Source organism: Methyloversatilis sp. XJ19-49, assembly GCF_024580145.1.
GTDB lineage: Bacteria > Pseudomonadota > Gammaproteobacteria > Burkholderiales > Rhodocyclaceae > Methyloversatilis.
In genome coordinates this window covers 75600-92799 of the sequence record NZ_JANINI010000006.1, presented here as the reverse complement: position 1 = coordinate 92799, position 17200 = coordinate 75600, and the positions used below count along the sequence as shown (strand labels likewise).

Below are 17200 nucleotides of genomic sequence, written 5' to 3'. Positions count from 1 at the left end.
GTGCCCGCATCAACTGTCGAAACCGTGGAGCTGGCGAAGGCCTACCGCCTGCTGAACCACGGCCCGACCGTGCTGGTCAGCAGTGCATACGGGGCACAACGCAACGTGATGGCGGCTGCCTGGTGCATGCCGCTCGATTTCGAACCACCCAAACTGCTGGTGGTGATCGACAAATCCACCTTCACGCGCGAACTGATCGAGGCGTCGGGCGAGTTCGCGATCAATGTGCCGACGCAGGCGCAGCGTGCGCTCACCGTGGCGGTCGGCAGCGATTCCGGCCGCGAGCGGGACAAGTTCGCCGAGCTGCACATCACGACCTTCGCTGGCGACACGGTCGCAGCACCGCTGATCGAGGGCTGCGTGGCCTGGCTGGAATGTCGCGTCATCCCCGAAACACACAACCAGAACCGTTACGACCTGTTCATCGGCGAGGTGGTCGCGGCACATGCCGACAGCCGTGTATTCAGCGCCGGGCGATGGCATTTCGGCCCGGAACACGACGCGCTGCGCACGATCCACCACGTGGCCGGCGGCGCCTTTTTCGTGACCGGACCGATGATGGACGGCGGCGCCGACTGACTGTTTGCCGGCAACGCGAACTTTTCTGCGCTTGCGACGTTCCGATAACAGCTGTTCGATGCTCCACCATTCCACCGCCACCCGTTGCGAGGCCACCCATGATCCGTCTGACTGCACTGCTCGCCTGTTGTCTGGGCCTGTCTTCCGCCGCCACGGCGAACGATGCGGCGGAAGAATTCGGCTCGGCCTTCTACACCGGTCTGTCGATCAGCGTTGTGCAGGTACGCGTGCTCAACGGGGGCGGCAAGGGCTATTTCGGGTCGGGCGTTGTGGTGGCGGAAAACGAAGTCGTCACCAACTGCCATGTCACACGGCAGGCGGTGCGCATCGAGGTGGCCAAGGGAGCGCTGGTGTATCCGGTATTCGGCCAGAAGGCGGACATGGCCAACGACCTCTGCCTGCTGCGCACAGGACCGATGCCGCTGCGCGTAGCCGAGCTGCGCGATGCGGCATCGGTTAAGGCAGGCGAGAAGTCCTTCTACTATGGTTACTCGGGCGGGATCGAAGCCTTTTTCGCACCCGGGCGCGTGGCCACCACGCATCCGCATGACGGCATGGCGGTGATCGAAACCTCGAGCGGCTTCGCGCTGGGCGGCAGCGGCGGCGGGCTGTTCGACGCTCGCGGCAGGCTGATGGGCATCACCACGTTTCTGGCGTCCGGCCACGCCGGCGGCTACTTCGCCATGCCGGCGGAGATGATCCGGCGCGTCCGCACGCTGCCCGAAAGCGATGTGGCGCCGATCGACGGCCTGGCCATCTGGGAGCAACCGGATACGGCGCAACCGTGGTTCCTGCGTGTCGCACGCATGGGCACACAGGCGCGCTGGCAGGCCGCCGCCGAACTGGCAGGCGAATGGACACAGGCACAGCCCGACAATGCCGACGCCTGGCATCAGTCAGGCGTGGCGCTGTCGCGACTTGATCGCCATGCGGAGGCGCTGGCTGCGCTGCAAAAGGCGATCACCCTGGCGCCGGGTCACCCGCAGATACTGTTCCATACCGCACTGGCGCTGTCGCGCACCGGGCGCAGCGACGAGGCCGAAAATATCCGCAACGAACTGGCGCTGGCCGACACGGACCTTGCCAGCCGGCTCGAGAAGGCATTCGGAAACGGCGGAATACCACCAGTACCTTCGAACAGCCCGGGCTGTTCGCGACTTGATTCGTGTTGACCACTTCACAGTTGGCCTTGGGCAGCCGTTGCAGCGATGGGAGCTTTCGCCCACGGCAAGGTCCGCGCGCCATATGGGTACGGATGCACGATCACGACGGGTTGGCATCGGGTCTGCACGAACGCCCCCGACGCGTCTGAATTCAGGTTAAGGCTTGACCGTCACGCCGATGGCCCGACCCTTCTCCGACGGAGCCAAAGCTGTGACTTCCGGCCCTGTGCTGGAGGATGCGTTTGCCGCAGGACCTGAGGCAGGGGGTGCTGAGAGCAGATCGCGCGACAGCTTCTGCGCCGCTTCCACCTGTTCCGGTTTGAGCGATGCAGCAATTTCATCCCGCGCGCCGCGTGCAGCGCCATGCCCCAGGGCCGCCGCACGATTGAACCAGGCGTACGCCCGGATCAGGTCAAGATCCACCCCCTCGCCGATGCGGTACAGGCGTCCCATGTGATATTGCGCGGCAACATGGCCCTTGCGCGCCGCCTCCATGAACCACCTGGCAGAGGCGTCATAGTCCTGCAGCGTGCCTCGGCCCAGCTTGTAGACCTGTGCCAGTTCGTACTGTGCCTGGGCGTGCCCCTGCTCCGCAGCCTTTTCAAACCACTTGATCGATTCGACCAGATCTTCGCGTTCGCCGGTTCCGCCCTGCGACAACAGCATCGCGTATTCGAACTGTGCCAGCGAATTGCCTGCTTCGGCCCGGATACGTGCGACGTCACGCGGATCGAGTTCGGCCAGTTTTCTTTCGTGCTCACTTGGAATGCGCGATCCGGCGCTCTGCACGGTGATGACCACGAGCGCCGACATGCCGAGAAACACCAGACCCGCAAACGCAGCCAGCGGCACGCGCCTGAAGCGCACGAAGCGCTTGTGGCAGTTGCGGCAGCGCACCGGACGCAACCAGAAGCGGCCGGCCTTCTCGGCTGCGTTCCTCCAGCTCGAGTCTTTGGTGTTCCGACTCATGCAGTAGGGGCAGCCACGTGCGCCCTGCAGGATGCCGGAGGTACGGGTGGAAACATTCATCCGCGTAAAATTAGCATGATGGAGCAAGGACTTGCCGTGAATTACTGTGGCGCGGACAGGCGCAAGGCAAATCAGGCAGCTGGCGGCACGAATCCCGACACGCCGTCAGCGCCCTCGCCGAAGAAGTGTTTCTCCATTTGCTCGGCAAGATACTTGCGCGCACGCACATCCATCAGGCTGAGGCGGTTTTCGTTGATCAGCATGGTCTGGTACTTCACCCACTGCTGCCAGGCCTCCTTGGAGACCGATTCGAAAATCCGCGCGCCGAGCGGGCCGGGCACCGGCGGAAAATCCAGACCTTCCGCTTCGCGACCCAGTTTGATGCAATTGACCATGCGTGCCATCGTGTCACTCCTTCTAAAAAATAGGGTTTGTAATCTGCGTATAAGCAGCGCGTGAGCGGCAGCTGCCGTCAGGTGCCATGTCGGCGTTCGTACATCCGGAAAGCATTCTTGCCATCGTTCTTGGCCGCGTACATCGCAGCGTCCGCCGCACCCAGCAAGGCCTCGCCGGTCGATGCGTGAACCGGATAGATGCCGATGCCCGTGCTCACGGTCACATAGGCGCGCTCGCCGTCAAATTCGAAATTCATGCCCGACACGCGTTCGCCGATCCGTCGCGCCAGACCGGTGATGGCCTGTTCGTCGGTGTCCGGAGCGAGCACACCGAACTCATCGCCGCCGAGCCGGAAGAAGATTTCGTTCCGCCGCACGACCGCGCCGACCTCGCGCGCCAGCTTCATCAGCACCTGATCGCCAGCCTGATGGCCATGCCGGTCGTTGACCGGCTTGAAGCCGTCAAGATCGAACAGCAGCAGGCCAAGTTGCGTGTGCCGCCGGCTGGCGTCTGCAATCATGCGTTCCAGCTCTTCATGGAAGCGGCGACGATTGTAAAGATTGGTCAGCGGGTCGCGTTCTGCCATCTGTACCAGCGCTTCGGCTGCACGCCGCTCGGCCGTAACGTCTTCATAGATCCATACGCGACCCAGGAAGCGACCGGGCGTGGCTGACGGCACCAGCGCCGACTGTTCGCGGATGATGCGGCCGTCACGCAGCAGGATGTCCAGCGGCTCGGTCGGCAGCCGCGTGGCAAGAATCTGCGCCATTCGCTCCCGGTAGCCGTCTTCGTCGGCACGCAGCGCCGCTGTGCGCTCGATCAGCACGCTGTCCCGCATGCCGGAAAGGTTTTCGTCCGGCGCCATGCCCCAGATCAGCTTCAGCATCCGGTTTGCGTGCTGTGCGCGCCCGTCGCGATCGACGAACAGCACACCCAGTTTGATCAGATCGAGCAACGCCTCGAGGCGCGAACGCTCTTCCTCGCTGCGCGTGAGGTAGTAATCGCGCAAGCCCTGTTCGCGACGCAGCGCGGTCACCGTATCGAGAAGCTTCAGCTCGGCTTCCTTGCGGCTCTGGATGTCGTCGGCCGACACCCGCACGCCCAGACAAACGCCTGCCTCGTCGTAGATCGGCTGCCAGTTCAGGGATACCCACACCACCCCGCCATCGCGACGCAGCAGACGCACTTCGAAATTTTCGCCGCTGGCGCCAGCCAGCGCCTCCTGCGCGCGGGTGGCGAAGATCTTGCGGTCCTTCTCATGGACCAGCATGCCAGCGAGATTCTCGCTCAGCAGGCAATCCAGCGGGCTGTGGCCGGTCACCCGTTCGATCGAACGATTGACCCAGATAAGGCGACCCTGCGGCCCGAACCAGGCCTCGACGCCAAAGGTGAAATCGGCGATCGCATGAAAGCGCGATTCACTCTTGCGCAACGCCATGACCCGCTCATCGAGCGCCTGAACCATCTGATTGAAGGCGCGGGTCAGACGCGCCAGCGCATCGTCGCCGACCACCGGAAGCGGATTGACGACCTCTGCCCGGCGCAGCGCGATCGCACGCGTTTCGATCGCGGTCACACCATCCAGCACACCGCCGAGCACCCAGCGGGTCAGCAGCACATGCAGCGACAGGATCAGGATGCCCAGCAGCAACATTGATGTCGTCAGGGTGGCGAGTGCCGCTTCGAGCCGAACCAGGCTCGCACTGGCGCGCAGTACGCCAACCGACGCGGTGGCGTCGGCCGACCTCAGCGCGATGCGGAAATCGTGGCGACTGCGTCCGGCCGCCAGTGCGGCATTCAGATCGGCGTGCGGCGCACCGAGTACGGCCGGCCCACCGTCCGCCACCAGCACGCGCCCGGCAGCATCGCGAACCTCGATGTAACCAAGGCCACCCAGCCGGCGCAACGCACCCGCTTCCGACGCGAGCCGCGCCTGATCATGCACCACGATCTCGGCCAACCGGGTCTGCATGTCCGCGGCCAGCGCATCGATGCGAGCATCTTCCAGCGCAATCAGGTGGCCGGCCAGCAGGTGATGAGTGAGCCCGAGGCCAGCGATCAGCAGCAGGGCCAGCACGACGGCCGACCCGATGAGGCGTGCCTTCAGCGTGCCGATGCGGGCAAGCAGGGCCGGTTTCATGTCAGTGGAGCGGCCGCCGCGACATCAGAGCACTTTCACCAGAACCTTGCTGCGACGCTGCGGGTTGTAACTGTCGCGCTTCAGGCGCGGCAGCACATCGATGCCGGCTTCGACGAAACCACGCTCGACGAACCAGTGTGCCGTCACGGTGGTGAGCACGAACAGGCGTTTCATGCGCTCGGCCCGCGCCCGCCCCTCGACAAAGCTGAGTATCTGTTCACCATAGCCGTGGCGACGGTATTCGGGCATGACCGCGAGACAGGCGAGTTCGGCCATTTCTTCTTCCGCATACGGGTAGAAGGCGGCACAGCCCATGATGACTTCGTCGTGTTCGAGCACGCTGAAGCGATCGATCTCGCGTTCGAGCCGCTCGCGGCCGCGACTGACCAGCGTGCCATCTGCCTCCATCGGCGCGATCAGGCCGGCCACCGCCGGCACATCGTCCATGCGCGCGTTGCGCATCAGCGCAAGCCGTTCGCGCGAAATGACGCTGCCGACGCCTTGCGTGGTGAAGAATTCAAGCAGCAGCGCACCATCGAGGTCGCGGTCGATCATGTGCGCCCGCGCCACACCCATCTTCACCGCACGGATCGCACGCGGCAGGTAGAGGCCCAGGTCTTCGGTGATGCCGCGACCCGCCTTCAGCCATTGCGATGCTTCGTCAGCGGTGAGTTCCGGCACCAGCTCTCCGGCTTCATCGACGATGCCCGGCGCGTCGCACAGATAGATCAGCTTCGTCGCCTGCAGGCCGATGGCAACCGATTCGGCCACTTCTTCCATGCACAGATTGAACACCTCGCCGGTCAGCGAATAGCCGTAGGGCTGCATCAGCACGATATCGCTGTCGACAAGCGCGTCATTCAGCGCTTCGACGTCGACCTTGCGCACGGCCCCGGTGTAGCCGTGGTCAATGCCATCCACCACGCCCACCGGACGCGCCGTCAGGAAGTTGCCCGACGCCACCTCGATCGTGCTGCCGGCCATCGGCGTATTAGGCAGCCCCTGCGAAAACAGCGCCTCGACATCGATGCGGATGGCGCCGTTGGCGCGTTTCACGCAGTCCATGGCCGGCGCGTCGGTCACCCGCAAACCATTGTGATAGCGGGGCTCCAGGCCGCGTGCCGCCAGTTCTTCCTCGATCTGCGGGCGCGCCCCGACCACCAGCACCAGCTTGATGCCGAGCGCGGCAAGCAGGTTGCAGTCCTGCACCAGCGAATTGGCGAACGGGCTCTTCAGCACCTCGCCGCCAACCGCGACCACGAAGGTTCGGCCGCCGAAGGCATGGATATAGGGCGCTGCGCTGCGCACCCAGGCGACGAAGCGCGGTGAATCGGGATCAGCGTGCATTCAGGTTCCGTCCGGTAAGTTCCCGATTCTATCCGAGCACGACCCGCCGGAACGCTCAGCCGATCGCGGATTCGAGACGGTCGCAGACGGTTTGCAGGATGTCGAGGCGGGCGCGGTACTTGTCGTCCGAGCCGATCAACGCCCACGGCGCCGCCTCGGTGTGCGTGCGCGCCAGCATGTCGCGCACTGCCGGCAGATAGGCCGGCCACTTTTCGCGGTTGCGCCAGTCATCCGGCGTGATCTTGAAGCGCTTGAACCGGGTACGACTGCGCTCGTTGAAGCGCTTCAGCTGTTCGTCGGGGCTGACGTCGAGCCAGAACTTGCAGACGATGGCGCCATGCGCCACCCATTCCTGCTCGAAGGCGTTGATTTCGTCGTAGGCGCGCGCCCATTCATCCGGCTCGGCAAAGCCTTCGACCCGCTCGACCAGCACCCGGCCGTACCAGGAGCGGTCGAACAGTGCCGCCCGGCCGTTGCGTGGCACATCGCGCCAGAAGCGCCACAACCAGGGGTACTTGCGCTCATGTTCGGACGGCGCCGCCACCGGATGCACGCGGTAATACCGCGCATCGAGTGCATGGGTGATGCGGCGGATCGCGCCCCCCTTGCCGGCTGCATCCATGCCTTCGAACACCAGCACGAGCGCGCGATCTTCGAAAGCCGGCTGACGCAGCAACAGGTTCAACCGCCCCTGCAGGGCTTCCAGCGCAGGCTGGTATTGCGCCTTGGTCATCGGCTTTGACTGGGCCGCTGCTTCGCCGACCGGTGCCGCCGGCGCCTCGGCCACTGCCATCGAAGGCGGCGGCAACGGCGCCGGTCGCGGCGGACGCCCTGCCAGCGTGGCACGCAACGCGCGCAGTACGACGCGACCCACCGCCAGTTCGCACAGACGGGGGTCCCGTGCGTCGATCAGATGCCACGGCGCATGCGGGTCGTCCGTCTCGCGGATCGCTTCTTCCGCCACCTTGCACAGCCTGCGGTGACGACGGTGTTCGTGCCAGTCCTCCGACGTGACGCGCCAGCGCGTTGCAGCGTCCTTTTCGAGCACCTTGAAGCGGGCACGCTGCGTGTCGGCGTCCAGATGCAGCCAGAACTTGAGCACCACCGCATCTTCCATCGCCAGCATGTGCTCGAAACGGCGTATCGACTGCAGGGTGCGGCCGAACGCCGGCCGCTTGATGCGGCGGTCGACGCGGTCGCGAATGACCTCGCTGTACCAGGCTTCAAACATGATGGCGGTACGCCCGCGCGACGGCAATGCCTGCCAGAAACGCCACATGTGGGGTCGCAGACGTGCGGCTTCGTCACGCGCCCCGAACGCACTGGTGCGGATATGGCGCGGGTCCATCCACTCATTCAACGTATTGACCACCACGCCGCGCCCGGCGCCTGCCACGCCGGCGATCAGCAGAATGACCGGCGTGCGTGCATGTTCCAGGATCGAGTACTGCGCATCGAGCAGGTCGGCACGCAGCCGCGCAACCGCCCGATCGAACCGGTCTTCATCCATCGCTTCGAACGGGGGCAGCGAATCGAACATCAGAAATCTCCGATCAGGGCGTTGAGCGCGGCCACGACGGCCGCACCTGCAGTTTCAGTGCGCAAAACGCGCGGGCCGAGAGTGAGCGCGGCAAACCCGCTGCCACGCGCGACCCGCAGTTCGTCGTGGTCGAAACCGCCTTCCGGACCGATCAGCAGGCTGATCGGCTGATCGGCTTTCAGACCCGCGCAGCGCAGCGACACCCCACCTTCCGGGTGCAGCAGCAGGCGCTGCCCGTCGGCACCCGCGACGGCCTGTTCGAAGGAGAGCAGCGGCCGCACTTCGGGCACGACATTGCGGCCGCACTGTTCACAGGCAGCCACGGCAATCTGGCGCCAGTGTTCCACCCGGCGCTGGGCACGGTCGCCGGCCAGGCGCACGACGGCGCGCCGGCAGCTCACAGGCTGCACCCGCGCAACCCCCAGTTCGACGGCCTTCTGCACGATCCAGTCCATCTTGTCCGACGCGGCCAGACACTGCATCAGCGTGATTCGCAGCGCGGGCTCGCGCAGCGGCGCGCGGCGCTCGCCGAGCACTGCCCTGAGATCGCGACCCTTGCCTTCGAGTCGGGCCTCGACTTCGAAACCGCGACCGTCGAACAGGGTCAGCAAATCGCCGGACGACAGACGCAGCACGCGTTCAACATGGTGGGCCACCGCCGCCGGCAGCAACAGCTCGCCCTGGGGTTCATCGGGGAGAGGGCAAAAGAAGCGTGGATTCATCGTATTATCATTGGTGCACTGCGAGAGGATAAAAGTCCGCGCCCCGCCACGGCGGGCAAACCCATGGAAGCATGATGGTCAGCACTTCTACACCTGTCTGCGACTTCGGTCTGGCGGCGCCCGGCTTCCGGCTGCGCGACGCCGACGGCCGCGAACACACGCCGGACACATTGCGCGGACCGGCCGGTCTGCTGGTGATGTTCATCTGCAACCACTGCCCCTATGTGCAGGCGATACTGCCCCGGCTGGTCTTTACGGTGCGTGAGCTGCAGGCGCTCGACGTCGGCGTTGTGGCGATCATGTCGAACGATACTGTCCAGTATCCGGATGATGGCCCGGACGCGATGCACGCACTGGCGCGCGACAGGGCGTTTTCCTTCCCGTATCTGCTGGACGCCGACCAGTCGGTGGCGCGCGCCTATGGCGCCGTGTGCACGCCGGATTTCTTCGGCTACAACAGCGCATTGCAGCTGCAGTACCGCGGTCGCTTCGACGCCTCCCGCAAGGAGGCTGCACCGCCGGATACGCCGCGCGATCTTTTCGAGGCCATGCGCCTCGTAGCACTGACCGGCGACGGCCCGCGCGTACAGACGCCCGGCATTGGCTGTTCCATCAAATGGCGTCAGGATTGAATTCATGAACTCACCCACCCTCACCCAGATCGTCGACACCGCGCGCGATGTGGCGCGCGAAGTCATCATGCCGCACTTCCTGACGGCACAACGCAACACCAAGGACGATGGCAGCCTCTTCACGGTGGTCGATCTCGCGGCGCAGGAAGCGCTGATCGAACGCCTGCCGCGCATCATCGATCGTCCGGTTCTGGGCGAAGAGATGCCGGAATCGCTGCAGTTGCGTCTGTGGCACGAAGGCCAGGACGGCATCTGGTGCATCGATCCGATCGACGGCACCACGAATTTCATCAACGGCATTCCGTTCTTCGGCGTGGCGATCGCCTATATAGCCGAAGGCCGGACGCGCTATGGCGTGGTGTACAACCCGATGACCGACGAGGCCTTCTACGCTGAAGAAGGAGGCGGTGCCTTCCTTAACGGCACCGCACTGCCGCTGCGCACGCCGGCCCGCCATCTGCTGGACGCGGTCGCCGGCGTCGATTTCAAGCGGATTCCGAAGCCCCTGGCCGATGCGCTCGCCACGAAGTCGCCGTTCTATTCGCAGCGCAACTTCGGTTCCAGCGCGCTCGAGTGGTGCTTCGTCGCGGCGGCGCGACTGGATGTCTACCTGCACGGCGGCCAGATGATGTGGGATTTCGCTGCCGGCACCCTGATTGCGGCCGAAGCAGGCGCACAGTGCTCGATGCTCGATGGCGAGCCGCTGAACATGTCGCCCGGCCACAAGACACCGGTTGTTGTCGGCGCCAACGCGGCGCTGTATCGGGAGTGGATGGACTGGCTCAACGCGCACGGCGCGCGCTGAGCTGCCGACGCAGAACCCGCATCACACCGGCTGCGCGGACGTCACCTGTGCATTGACCAGCCCGCCGCCCCTTGCCAGCAGGAAATCGCGCAGTGCCTGGGCGGCTGGCAGCAGGTTCTTGCGGTCGCGATAGACCACATGCCAGTTGCGGATTACCGGCGTGCCCGGTGCAGCGATCCGGCGCAGCACGCCAGTCCGCAGTTCGAGCTGGCAGGTATGCTCCGACAGGAACGCCAGCCCCATTCCCGCAATTGCGGCCTGCTTGATGATCTCGTTGCTGGGCAGCTCGATGATTTCGGTCGGGCGAATGCCGTGTTCGATCAAAAAGCTTTCCTGGGTCACCCGCGTACCTGATCCGCGTTCGCGGATCAGGAAGGCTTCGCGCCCCAGATCCTCGGTGCTGGCCATGCCGCCGCCGGTCAGCGGGTGACCTTCGCAGGCGAGAATGGACAGCGGATGCTCGGCGAACACATGCGCCTCGCAACCCAATGCAGCCGGCGGGCGCCCCATGATGGCGAGGTCGATCAGGTTGTCTTCCAGCTGGCGGAAGATGTCGTCGCGGTTGTGCAGCGAAATGCGGACCTGCACGTCCGGAAAGCGCTCGCGGAAAGCCATCAGCAGCTTCGGCGCGATGTACTTCGCAGTGCTGACCACGCCAACCGACACCAGTCCGGCGTGACCGCTCGCCATCTGGGCGAGCGCGGCTTCCGCCTCGGCCAGCTGGTGTTCGATGGCACGTGCGTGACGGGCGATTTCCATGCCGACATCGGTCACCCGCAGCTTCTTGCCCAGGGTTTCGATAAGCGGCAGCCCGATCAGCCCATCGAGCGCCTTCACCTGCATCGAGACTGCGGGTTGTGTCAGATGCAGTTCTTCGGCAGCGCGCGAAATCGACCCCAGACGGGCGACCGCTTCGAATATCCGTAACTGGCGTAGCGACACGCCTCGTGTCCACTGGGTCGTCATATCAGTCGGTATCAGGAAATTTAATTGATCGTATCAAAACAACTTATTTTGAACCACGGCTGATTCCAGATATATTGCACTGCAACAGCGGTCGAAAACGAAGCGCATCAAAACTGCAGCGCGTTTTCGGAAGCCCACGATTTTAGCGTCAAAGCCTGTCTGCTCAACAAGAATCGACAGGTGACCCAGGCTCCTCCTCCACAACCTTGTTTGTGGATTCATACCCCGGACTCGCAAGAGCCCGGGGTATTTTTTTGCGTTTGCACACTCTGTTGCTTACGGTGGAACACACCGCTCCATGGTTGCAGCACATCATTTGCTGTCACGATGACCTGTCGGAGCGCGACAAGCCGATGTGACAGCACGGCGGTCGACGGCTAGGATAAATCGACACCGGTTGCGAAGGAGGTTGCCATGATCGAAGGGCGCAAGACCCTCACGCGTTACACCATCGAGGCCCAGCAGAGACACCCGCAAGCCAGCGGGATCTTTTCGAGTCTGTTGAACGCGGTTGCGACGGCGGTGAAAATCATCGCCAATAATGTAAACAAGGGCGCGCTGGTCGGCTCGCTCGGCAGCTTCGAGGCGATTGGCAGCGGCGCCGCCATCAATCTGGCAGGCGACGTCACGCAGAAGCTCGACACCATCGCAAACGAGGCGATGCAGCGCGAATGCGAATGGGGCGGTCATCTTGCGGCGCTCGCACCTGACGGCCTCGACGGCTTCATCCCCACGCCGGAACAGTCGCCGCGCGGCAAATATCTGTTGCTGTTCGATGCGCTGGACTGCAGCAACAACATCGACGTGAATCTGACTGTCGGCACGCTTTTTTCGGTGCTGCACGCACCAAACCCGGGCGCCGAGCCGCAGTTATCGGACTTTCTGCAGCCGGGAACCGAACAGGTGTGCGCCGGCTATGCGCTGTACGGCCCTTCGACCATGCTGGTGCTGACCACCGGCGAAGGCGTTGACGGATTCACGCTCGACCGCGACATCGGCGCCTTCATCCTGACCCATCCGAAGATGCGCATTCCGGCGCAAACCAACGAATTTGCGATCAATGCATCGAAATCGCGCTTCTGGGAACCGCCGGTCAAACGCTATGTCGAGGAGTGTCTGGCTGGCCAGACCGGCCCGCGCAACACCGACTTCAACATGCGCTGGATCGCTTCGCTGGTGGCTGAAACCCATCGCGTACTGACGCGCGGGGGCGTCATCATGTATCCGGCGGACACCATGCCGTCGCAGCCGCCGGGCCGTATTTCGCTGATGTACGAAGCCAATCCGATTGCCTTTCTGATCGAGCAGGCCGGTGGCGAGGCGACCAACGGCCGAACCCGCATCCTCGAACTGCCACCGCGCAGTCTGCAGATGCGCACGCCACTGATCTTCGGATCGAGCGAAGAAGTGCGTCGCATTGCCCAGTATCACCACGAAAATGACCAGGGACTGGACCGTGAATACACTTCGCCACTTTTCAATATCCGTGGCCTGTTTTCCACGCTCTGAGGACTGACGGATGTCGGTACGCCATCCTGTCATCGCCATCACCGGATCATCGGGCGCGGGCACCAGCACGGTCACGCGAACCTTCCAGCACATCTTCCGGCGCGAAGGGGTCAATCCCGTCATTGTCGAAGGCGATGCCTTTCATCGTTACGACCGGGAGGAGATGAAGGTCGTCATGGCACGCGAAGCGGCTGCCGGAAATGAACATTTCAGCCATTTCGGCCCGGATGCCAACCTGTTCGAAGAGCTTGAGGCCCTGTTCCGGCAGTATGGCGCCGAAGGAACCGGGCGCTCTCGCGCCTATCTGCACAACGACAAGGAAGCCGCGCCTTTTGGTCAGCCGCCGGGGACATTCACGCCCTGGGAGGACATACCGGCAGGCACCGACATCCTGTTCTACGAAGGCCTGCATGGGGCAGTGAAAACCGATCGCATCGATGTCGGACAGCATGCCGACCTGCGCATCGGCGTGGTACCCATCATCAATCTGGAGTGGATACAGAAGCTGCACCGCGATCGCGAGCAGCGCGGTTACACGACCGAAGCCGTGACCGATACCATCCTGCGCCGCATGCCGGAATACGTGCACTACATCTGTTCGCAGTTCGAGAACACGCACATCAATTTCCAGCGGGTTCCGATGGTCGATACCTCGAACCCCTTCATCGCACGCGCCATCCCGACACCGGAAGAGTCAATGGTGGTGATCCGCTTCGCCAACCCGCGTGGCATCGACTTCCAGTACCTGCTGAGCATGCTGCAGGGTTCCTTCATGTCGCGCGCCAACACCATCGTAATCCCGGGCGGCAAGATCGAACTGGCCATGCAGCTGATCTTCACGCCGCTGATCCTGCGGCTGGTGGAAAACGGGCGCAAGGCGCGGGCGCGCTACTGAACTTGCCGTCACAGCGCCCGCTGAAGAAGCGGATCAACGCAGATTCCTCGTTCACGAGGACCGGCAGCAGCATCCCCCTGGTGCGATCCGTGTCGCTTCAGCCCGCCTCTGGTGAATCCCGCAAGGCCGGGTAAAGAAAGTCGGCCGGATTGCGGAACGCAGCGTGCTATCCAGAGGCCTTGTTTTCGCGGATAATTATGGGTTTTTCTGGCCGGAACCTTGCCCTATGACCGCCTCGACCGCCGTCCCGACCATCACACCCCGCGGGGGCTTCAATCCGATCACCGGCGCCATCCGTGCGCTGGCGATGGATGCCGTCCAGAAAGCCAACTCCGGCCATCCGGGCGCCCCGATGGGCATGGCGGAAATCGCCGAAGTGCTGTGGCGCCATCACCTGAAGCACAACCCGGCCAATCCAGTGTGGGCCGACCGTGACCGCTTCGTGCTGTCGAACGGGCATGGTTCGATGCTGTTGTATGCACTGCTGCACCTGACCGGCTACGACCTGTCGATCGAGGATCTGAAATCGTTCCGGCAGTTGCACTCCAAGACGCCGGGCCACCCGGAACGTGGCTACGCACCGGGCGTGGAAACCACCACCGGCCCGCTCGGCCAGGGTCTCGCCAATGCGGTCGGCATGGCGTTCGCGGAGCGCGGCATGGCGGCGCAATTCAATCGGCCCGGCCATACCGTCGTCGATCATTTCACCTACGCCTTCGCGGGTGACGGTTGCCTGATGGAAGGGATATCGCACGAAGCCTGCTCGCTGGCCGGCACGCAAGGTCTGGGCAAGCTGATCGTGTTCTACGACGACAACGGTATTTCAATCGACGGCCACGTCGAGGGCTGGTTCGCGGACGACACGCCGAAGCGCTTCGAAGCCTACGGCTGGCAGGTCATCCCGGCTGTCGACGGTCACGACAGCGCGGCCATCAACGCTGCAGTGATCGCGGCAAAGGCCGAACTGTCGCGGCCAACGCTGATCTGCTGCCGCACGGTGATCGGCCTCGGCTCGCCGAACAAGGCCGGAGGCCACGATGTTCACGGTGCGCCGCTCGGGGCGGCCGAGATCGACGCGGCACGGGCCTTCATCGGCTGGTCGAACGCGCCATTCCACATTCCGGCCGACGTCTATGAAGCGTGGGACGCGCGTCCCGCAGGCAAAGCGGCAGAAGACGGCTGGAACGACCGATTTGCAGCCTATGCGGCAGCCCACCCTGACCTCGCGGCGGAGTTCAAACGGCGCATGCACGGCACGCTGCCCGCCCACTTCGATCAGGTGGTGAGCGACACGATCGCAAAGTTCGACGGCAAGGCGGACAACATCGCCAGCCGCAAGGCCAGCCAGAACTGCATTGAAGCCTTCGCGCCGACGCTGCCGGAACTGCTCGGCGGCTCCGCCGACCTCGCCGGCTCCAACCTGACGTTGTGGTCGGGCTCGAAGGGGATATCGGCCGACAACCCTGGCGGCAACTACATCTATTACGGCGTACGCGAATTCGGCATGTCGGCCATCGCCAACGGCATCGCGCTGCACGGCGGTTTCATTCCCTATACCGCCACCTTCCTGATGTTCTCCGAGTACGCGCGCAACGCGCTGCGCATGGCGGCGCTGATGAAGCTGCGCCAGGTGTTCGTGTTCACGCACGACTCGATCGGCCTCGGCGAAGACGGCCCGACGCACCAGCCGGTCGAACAGACGGCCACGCTGCGCCTGATGCCGAATATGGACGTGTGGCGACCGGCCGATACGGTCGAATCCGCCGTTGCCTGGGCCAGTGCCCTCAAGCGCGATGAGGGCCCGACCTCGATGATGTTTTCGCGCCAGAACCTGCCGCACACCGCGCGCGATGCCGCGACGATCGCAGCAATCGCCCGCGGCGGCTACGTGCTGTCGGACGCCGATGGCGCGCAGGTCGTGCTGATCGGAACCGGCTCGGAGGTGTCGCTGGCGCTCGCTGCGCAGAAGACGCTCGCAGCCGAAGGCATCGCGGCGCGCGTGGTGTCCATGCCGTCGACCACGGTGTTCGACCGGCAGGACGCTGCGTGGCGCGACAAGGTTCTGCCACGCGCGCTCCCGCGCGTGGCAGTCGAAGCCGGCGTGACCGATCTGTGGCGCAAGTACGTCGGTCTCGACGGCGCCGTCATCGGCCTGGACCACTTCGGTGAATCGGCACCGGCTGGCGAGCTGTACAAGGCTTTCGGCATCACCGCAGAAGCTGTCGCCGCAGCCGCCCGCAAGGTGCTCGGCAGGTAAGCCTTCACACATCCGGGCACCGCGCGGCGGACGGTGCCAACTACGGCGCAGCGCCACCACGAGTTGCGCTGCACAATCCGCAGGTTTCATTGAATCCATACCCACTGGAAAGGAAGTTGCAGACATGACGATCAAGGTTGCCATCAACGGATACGGGCGCATCGGCCGCAACGTGCTTCGCGCGCACTACGAGGGCGGCAAGCGCCACGACATCCAGATCGTCGCGATCAACGATCTTGGCGACCCCAAGACCAACGCCCACCTGACCCGCTACGACACCGCCCATGGCAAGTTTCCGGGCGACGTGAGCGTCGACGGCGAATACATGGTGGTCAATGGCGACCGCATCCGCGTGCTGGCCAACCGCAATCCGGCCGAACTGCCGTGGGGCGAGCTGGGCGTCGATGTCGTGCTCGAATGCACCGGCTTCTTCACGACCAAGGAAAAGGCGTCGGCCCACATCAAAGGTGGTGCGAAGAAGGTCATCATTTCAGCGCCCGGCGGCAAGGATGTCGATGCCACGATCGTCTATGGCGTGAATCACGGCGTGCTGAAGGCGACCGACACGGTCATTTCGAACGCCAGCTGCACGACCAACTGTCTGGCGCCACTGGTCAAGCCGCTGCATGACAAGATCGGCGTCGTGCACGGCCTGATGACCACCATCCATGCCTACACGAACGACCAGGTGCTGACCGACGTCTATCATGAAGATCTGCGCCGCGCGCGCAGTGCCACGATGTCGATGATCCCGACCAAGACCGGCGCCGCCGCTGCGGTCGGTCTGGTGCTGCCGGACCTGAACGGCAAGCTCGACGGCTTCGCGATGCGCGTACCGACGATCAATGTATCCATCGTCGACCTCACCTTCACGGCAGCACGCGCCACCACGACCGACGAAGTGAATGGCATCCTGAAGGCCGCGTCGGAAGGCGAGCTCAAGGGCGTGCTGGGTTATAACGTCGAGCCGCTGGTGTCGGTCGATTTCAACCATGACGCCCGCTCGTCGATCTTCGACTCGACGCAGACGCGCGTCATGGGTGGCACGCTGGTGAAGGTGCTGTCCTGGTACGACAACGAGTGGGGTTTCTCGAATCGCATGCTGGACACGACGGTTGCACTGATGGCGGCAAAGTAAGGATTTCCGGATCCGGGGCGGGGTTCCTGGCGGCAGCATCCCTGCCCCGCTTCGTCCGTCCCGCATCGCTTTCCCCCGCCTCCCCCGTCCCACCTCGTATTCGCTCCGTCAGATTCCCTTCACGCGCCATCGCAGAGGACAA

15 protein-coding genes are annotated in these 17200 nt (G+C 64.1%); 8 read left to right on the top strand and 7 right to left on the bottom strand.

Annotation, left to right across the window (positions count from 1 at the left end):
- Complete coding sequence (locus NMQ16_RS08875) at positions 1 to 579, top strand: flavin reductase family protein (protein ID WP_257080208.1); 579 nt, start codon at positions 1 to 3, stop codon at positions 577 to 579.
- 98 nt (positions 580 to 677) lie between these two features.
- A complete protein-coding gene (locus NMQ16_RS08870) occupies positions 678 to 1751 on the top strand; it encodes a serine protease (protein WP_257080207.1) in 1074 nt (357 codons plus the stop codon).
- Between the two features lie 147 nt (positions 1752 to 1898).
- Here the strand turns inward: NMQ16_RS08870 and NMQ16_RS08865 are convergent, their stop codons facing one another.
- From NMQ16_RS08865 to NMQ16_RS08840, 6 genes are all read right to left on the bottom strand, one after another.
- Positions 1899 to 2771 carry a tetratricopeptide repeat protein gene (locus tag NMQ16_RS08865; protein ID WP_257080206.1) on the bottom strand — a complete coding sequence of 291 codons (873 nt, stop codon included), beginning with the start codon at positions 2769 to 2771 and terminating at the stop codon, positions 1899 to 1901.
- 71 nt (positions 2772 to 2842) lie between these two features.
- Positions 2843 to 3115 carry an oxidative damage protection protein gene (locus NMQ16_RS08860; RefSeq protein ID WP_257080205.1) on the bottom strand — a complete coding sequence of 91 codons (273 nt, stop codon included), beginning with the start codon at positions 3113 to 3115 and terminating at the stop codon, positions 2843 to 2845.
- A 68-nt stretch (positions 3116 to 3183) separates the two neighbouring features.
- Entirely contained in the window at positions 3184 to 5247 is a 2064-nt protein-coding gene (locus tag NMQ16_RS08855; RefSeq protein ID WP_257080204.1) for a diguanylate cyclase domain-containing protein, read from the bottom strand.
- Positions 5248 to 5271: 24 nt separating this feature from the next.
- Positions 5272 to 6594: an amino-acid N-acetyltransferase gene (gene argA, locus NMQ16_RS08850; protein ID WP_257080203.1), complete on the bottom strand. Its 1323-nt coding sequence runs from the start codon at positions 6592 to 6594 to the stop codon at positions 5272 to 5274.
- 55 nt (positions 6595 to 6649) lie between these two features.
- The gene (gene pap, locus NMQ16_RS08845; protein ID WP_257080202.1) at positions 6650 to 8134 is read right to left on the bottom strand and encodes a polyphosphate:AMP phosphotransferase; all 1485 of its coding nucleotides are present in this window, start codon (positions 8132 to 8134) and stop codon (positions 6650 to 6652) included.
- Positions 8134 to 8856: a 16S rRNA (uracil(1498)-N(3))-methyltransferase gene (locus NMQ16_RS08840; protein WP_257080201.1), complete on the bottom strand. Its 723-nt coding sequence runs from the start codon at positions 8854 to 8856 to the stop codon at positions 8134 to 8136. Before NMQ16_RS08840 ends, pap begins: the two co-directional genes overlap by 1 nt.
- Before the next feature lie 74 nt (positions 8857 to 8930).
- Between NMQ16_RS08840 and NMQ16_RS08835 the strand changes: the two genes are divergently transcribed.
- Complete coding sequence (locus NMQ16_RS08835; protein ID WP_257080200.1) at positions 8931 to 9488, top strand: thioredoxin family protein; 558 nt, start codon at positions 8931 to 8933, stop codon at positions 9486 to 9488.
- A 4-nt stretch (positions 9489 to 9492) separates the two neighbouring features.
- The gene (locus NMQ16_RS08830; RefSeq protein WP_257080199.1) at positions 9493 to 10293 is read left to right on the top strand and encodes an inositol monophosphatase; all 801 of its coding nucleotides are present in this window, start codon (positions 9493 to 9495) and stop codon (positions 10291 to 10293) included.
- 21 nt (positions 10294 to 10314) lie between these two features.
- Here the strand turns inward: NMQ16_RS08830 and NMQ16_RS08825 are convergent, their stop codons facing one another.
- Positions 10315 to 11235 (bottom strand): LysR family transcriptional regulator, encoded by a 921-nt coding sequence (locus NMQ16_RS08825; RefSeq protein ID WP_257080198.1) that lies wholly within the window; start codon positions 11233 to 11235, stop codon positions 10315 to 10317.
- Positions 11236 to 11673: 438 nt separating this feature from the next.
- Here NMQ16_RS08825 and NMQ16_RS08820 point away from each other — a divergent pair, with 438 nt between their 5' ends.
- From NMQ16_RS08820 to gap, 4 genes are all read left to right on the top strand, one after another.
- Positions 11674 to 12768 (top strand): class 1 fructose-bisphosphatase, encoded by a 1095-nt coding sequence (locus NMQ16_RS08820; RefSeq protein WP_069038369.1) that lies wholly within the window; start codon positions 11674 to 11676, stop codon positions 12766 to 12768.
- A gap of 10 nt (positions 12769 to 12778) precedes the next feature.
- Entirely contained in the window at positions 12779 to 13663 is an 885-nt protein-coding gene (locus NMQ16_RS08815) for a phosphoribulokinase (RefSeq protein ID WP_257080197.1), read from the top strand.
- 226 nt (positions 13664 to 13889) lie between these two features.
- Entirely contained in the window at positions 13890 to 15920 is a 2031-nt protein-coding gene (gene tkt / locus NMQ16_RS08810; RefSeq protein ID WP_257080196.1) for a transketolase, read from the top strand.
- Positions 15921 to 16044: 124 nt separating this feature from the next.
- Complete coding sequence (gene gap / locus NMQ16_RS08805; protein ID WP_257080195.1) at positions 16045 to 17058, top strand: type I glyceraldehyde-3-phosphate dehydrogenase; 1014 nt, start codon at positions 16045 to 16047, stop codon at positions 17056 to 17058.
- The last annotated feature ends 142 nt before the right edge of the window (positions 17059 to 17200 follow it).

Coding starts and splice junctions, on each gene's coding strand:
- gap (WP_257080195.1), top strand. CDS start 16,045: ATGACGATCAAGGTTGCCATCAACGGATACGGGCGCATCGGCCGCAAC.
- NMQ16_RS08860 (WP_257080205.1), bottom strand. CDS start 3,115: ATGGCACGCATGGTCAATTGCATCAAACTGGGTCGCGAAGCGGAAGGT.
- tkt (WP_257080196.1), top strand. CDS start 13,890: ATGACCGCCTCGACCGCCGTCCCGACCATCACACCCCGCGGGGGCTTC.
- NMQ16_RS08870 (WP_257080207.1), top strand. CDS start 678: ATGATCCGTCTGACTGCACTGCTCGCCTGTTGTCTGGGCCTGTCTTCC.
- NMQ16_RS08820 (WP_069038369.1), top strand. CDS start 11,674: ATGATCGAAGGGCGCAAGACCCTCACGCGTTACACCATCGAGGCCCAG.
- NMQ16_RS08815 (WP_257080197.1), top strand. CDS start 12,779: ATGTCGGTACGCCATCCTGTCATCGCCATCACCGGATCATCGGGCGCG.
- NMQ16_RS08855 (WP_257080204.1), bottom strand. CDS start 5,247: ATGAAACCGGCCCTGCTTGCCCGCATCGGCACGCTGAAGGCACGCCTC.
- NMQ16_RS08865 (WP_257080206.1), bottom strand. CDS start 2,771: ATGAATGTTTCCACCCGTACCTCCGGCATCCTGCAGGGCGCACGTGGC.
- NMQ16_RS08835 (WP_257080200.1), top strand. CDS start 8,931: ATGGTCAGCACTTCTACACCTGTCTGCGACTTCGGTCTGGCGGCGCCC.
- argA (WP_257080203.1), bottom strand. CDS start 6,594: ATGCACGCTGATCCCGATTCACCGCGCTTCGTCGCCTGGGTGCGCAGC.
- pap (WP_257080202.1), bottom strand. CDS start 8,134: ATGTTCGATTCGCTGCCCCCGTTCGAAGCGATGGATGAAGACCGGTTC.
- NMQ16_RS08830 (WP_257080199.1), top strand. CDS start 9,493: ATGAACTCACCCACCCTCACCCAGATCGTCGACACCGCGCGCGATGTG.
- NMQ16_RS08840 (WP_257080201.1), bottom strand. CDS start 8,856: ATGAATCCACGCTTCTTTTGCCCTCTCCCCGATGAACCCCAGGGCGAG.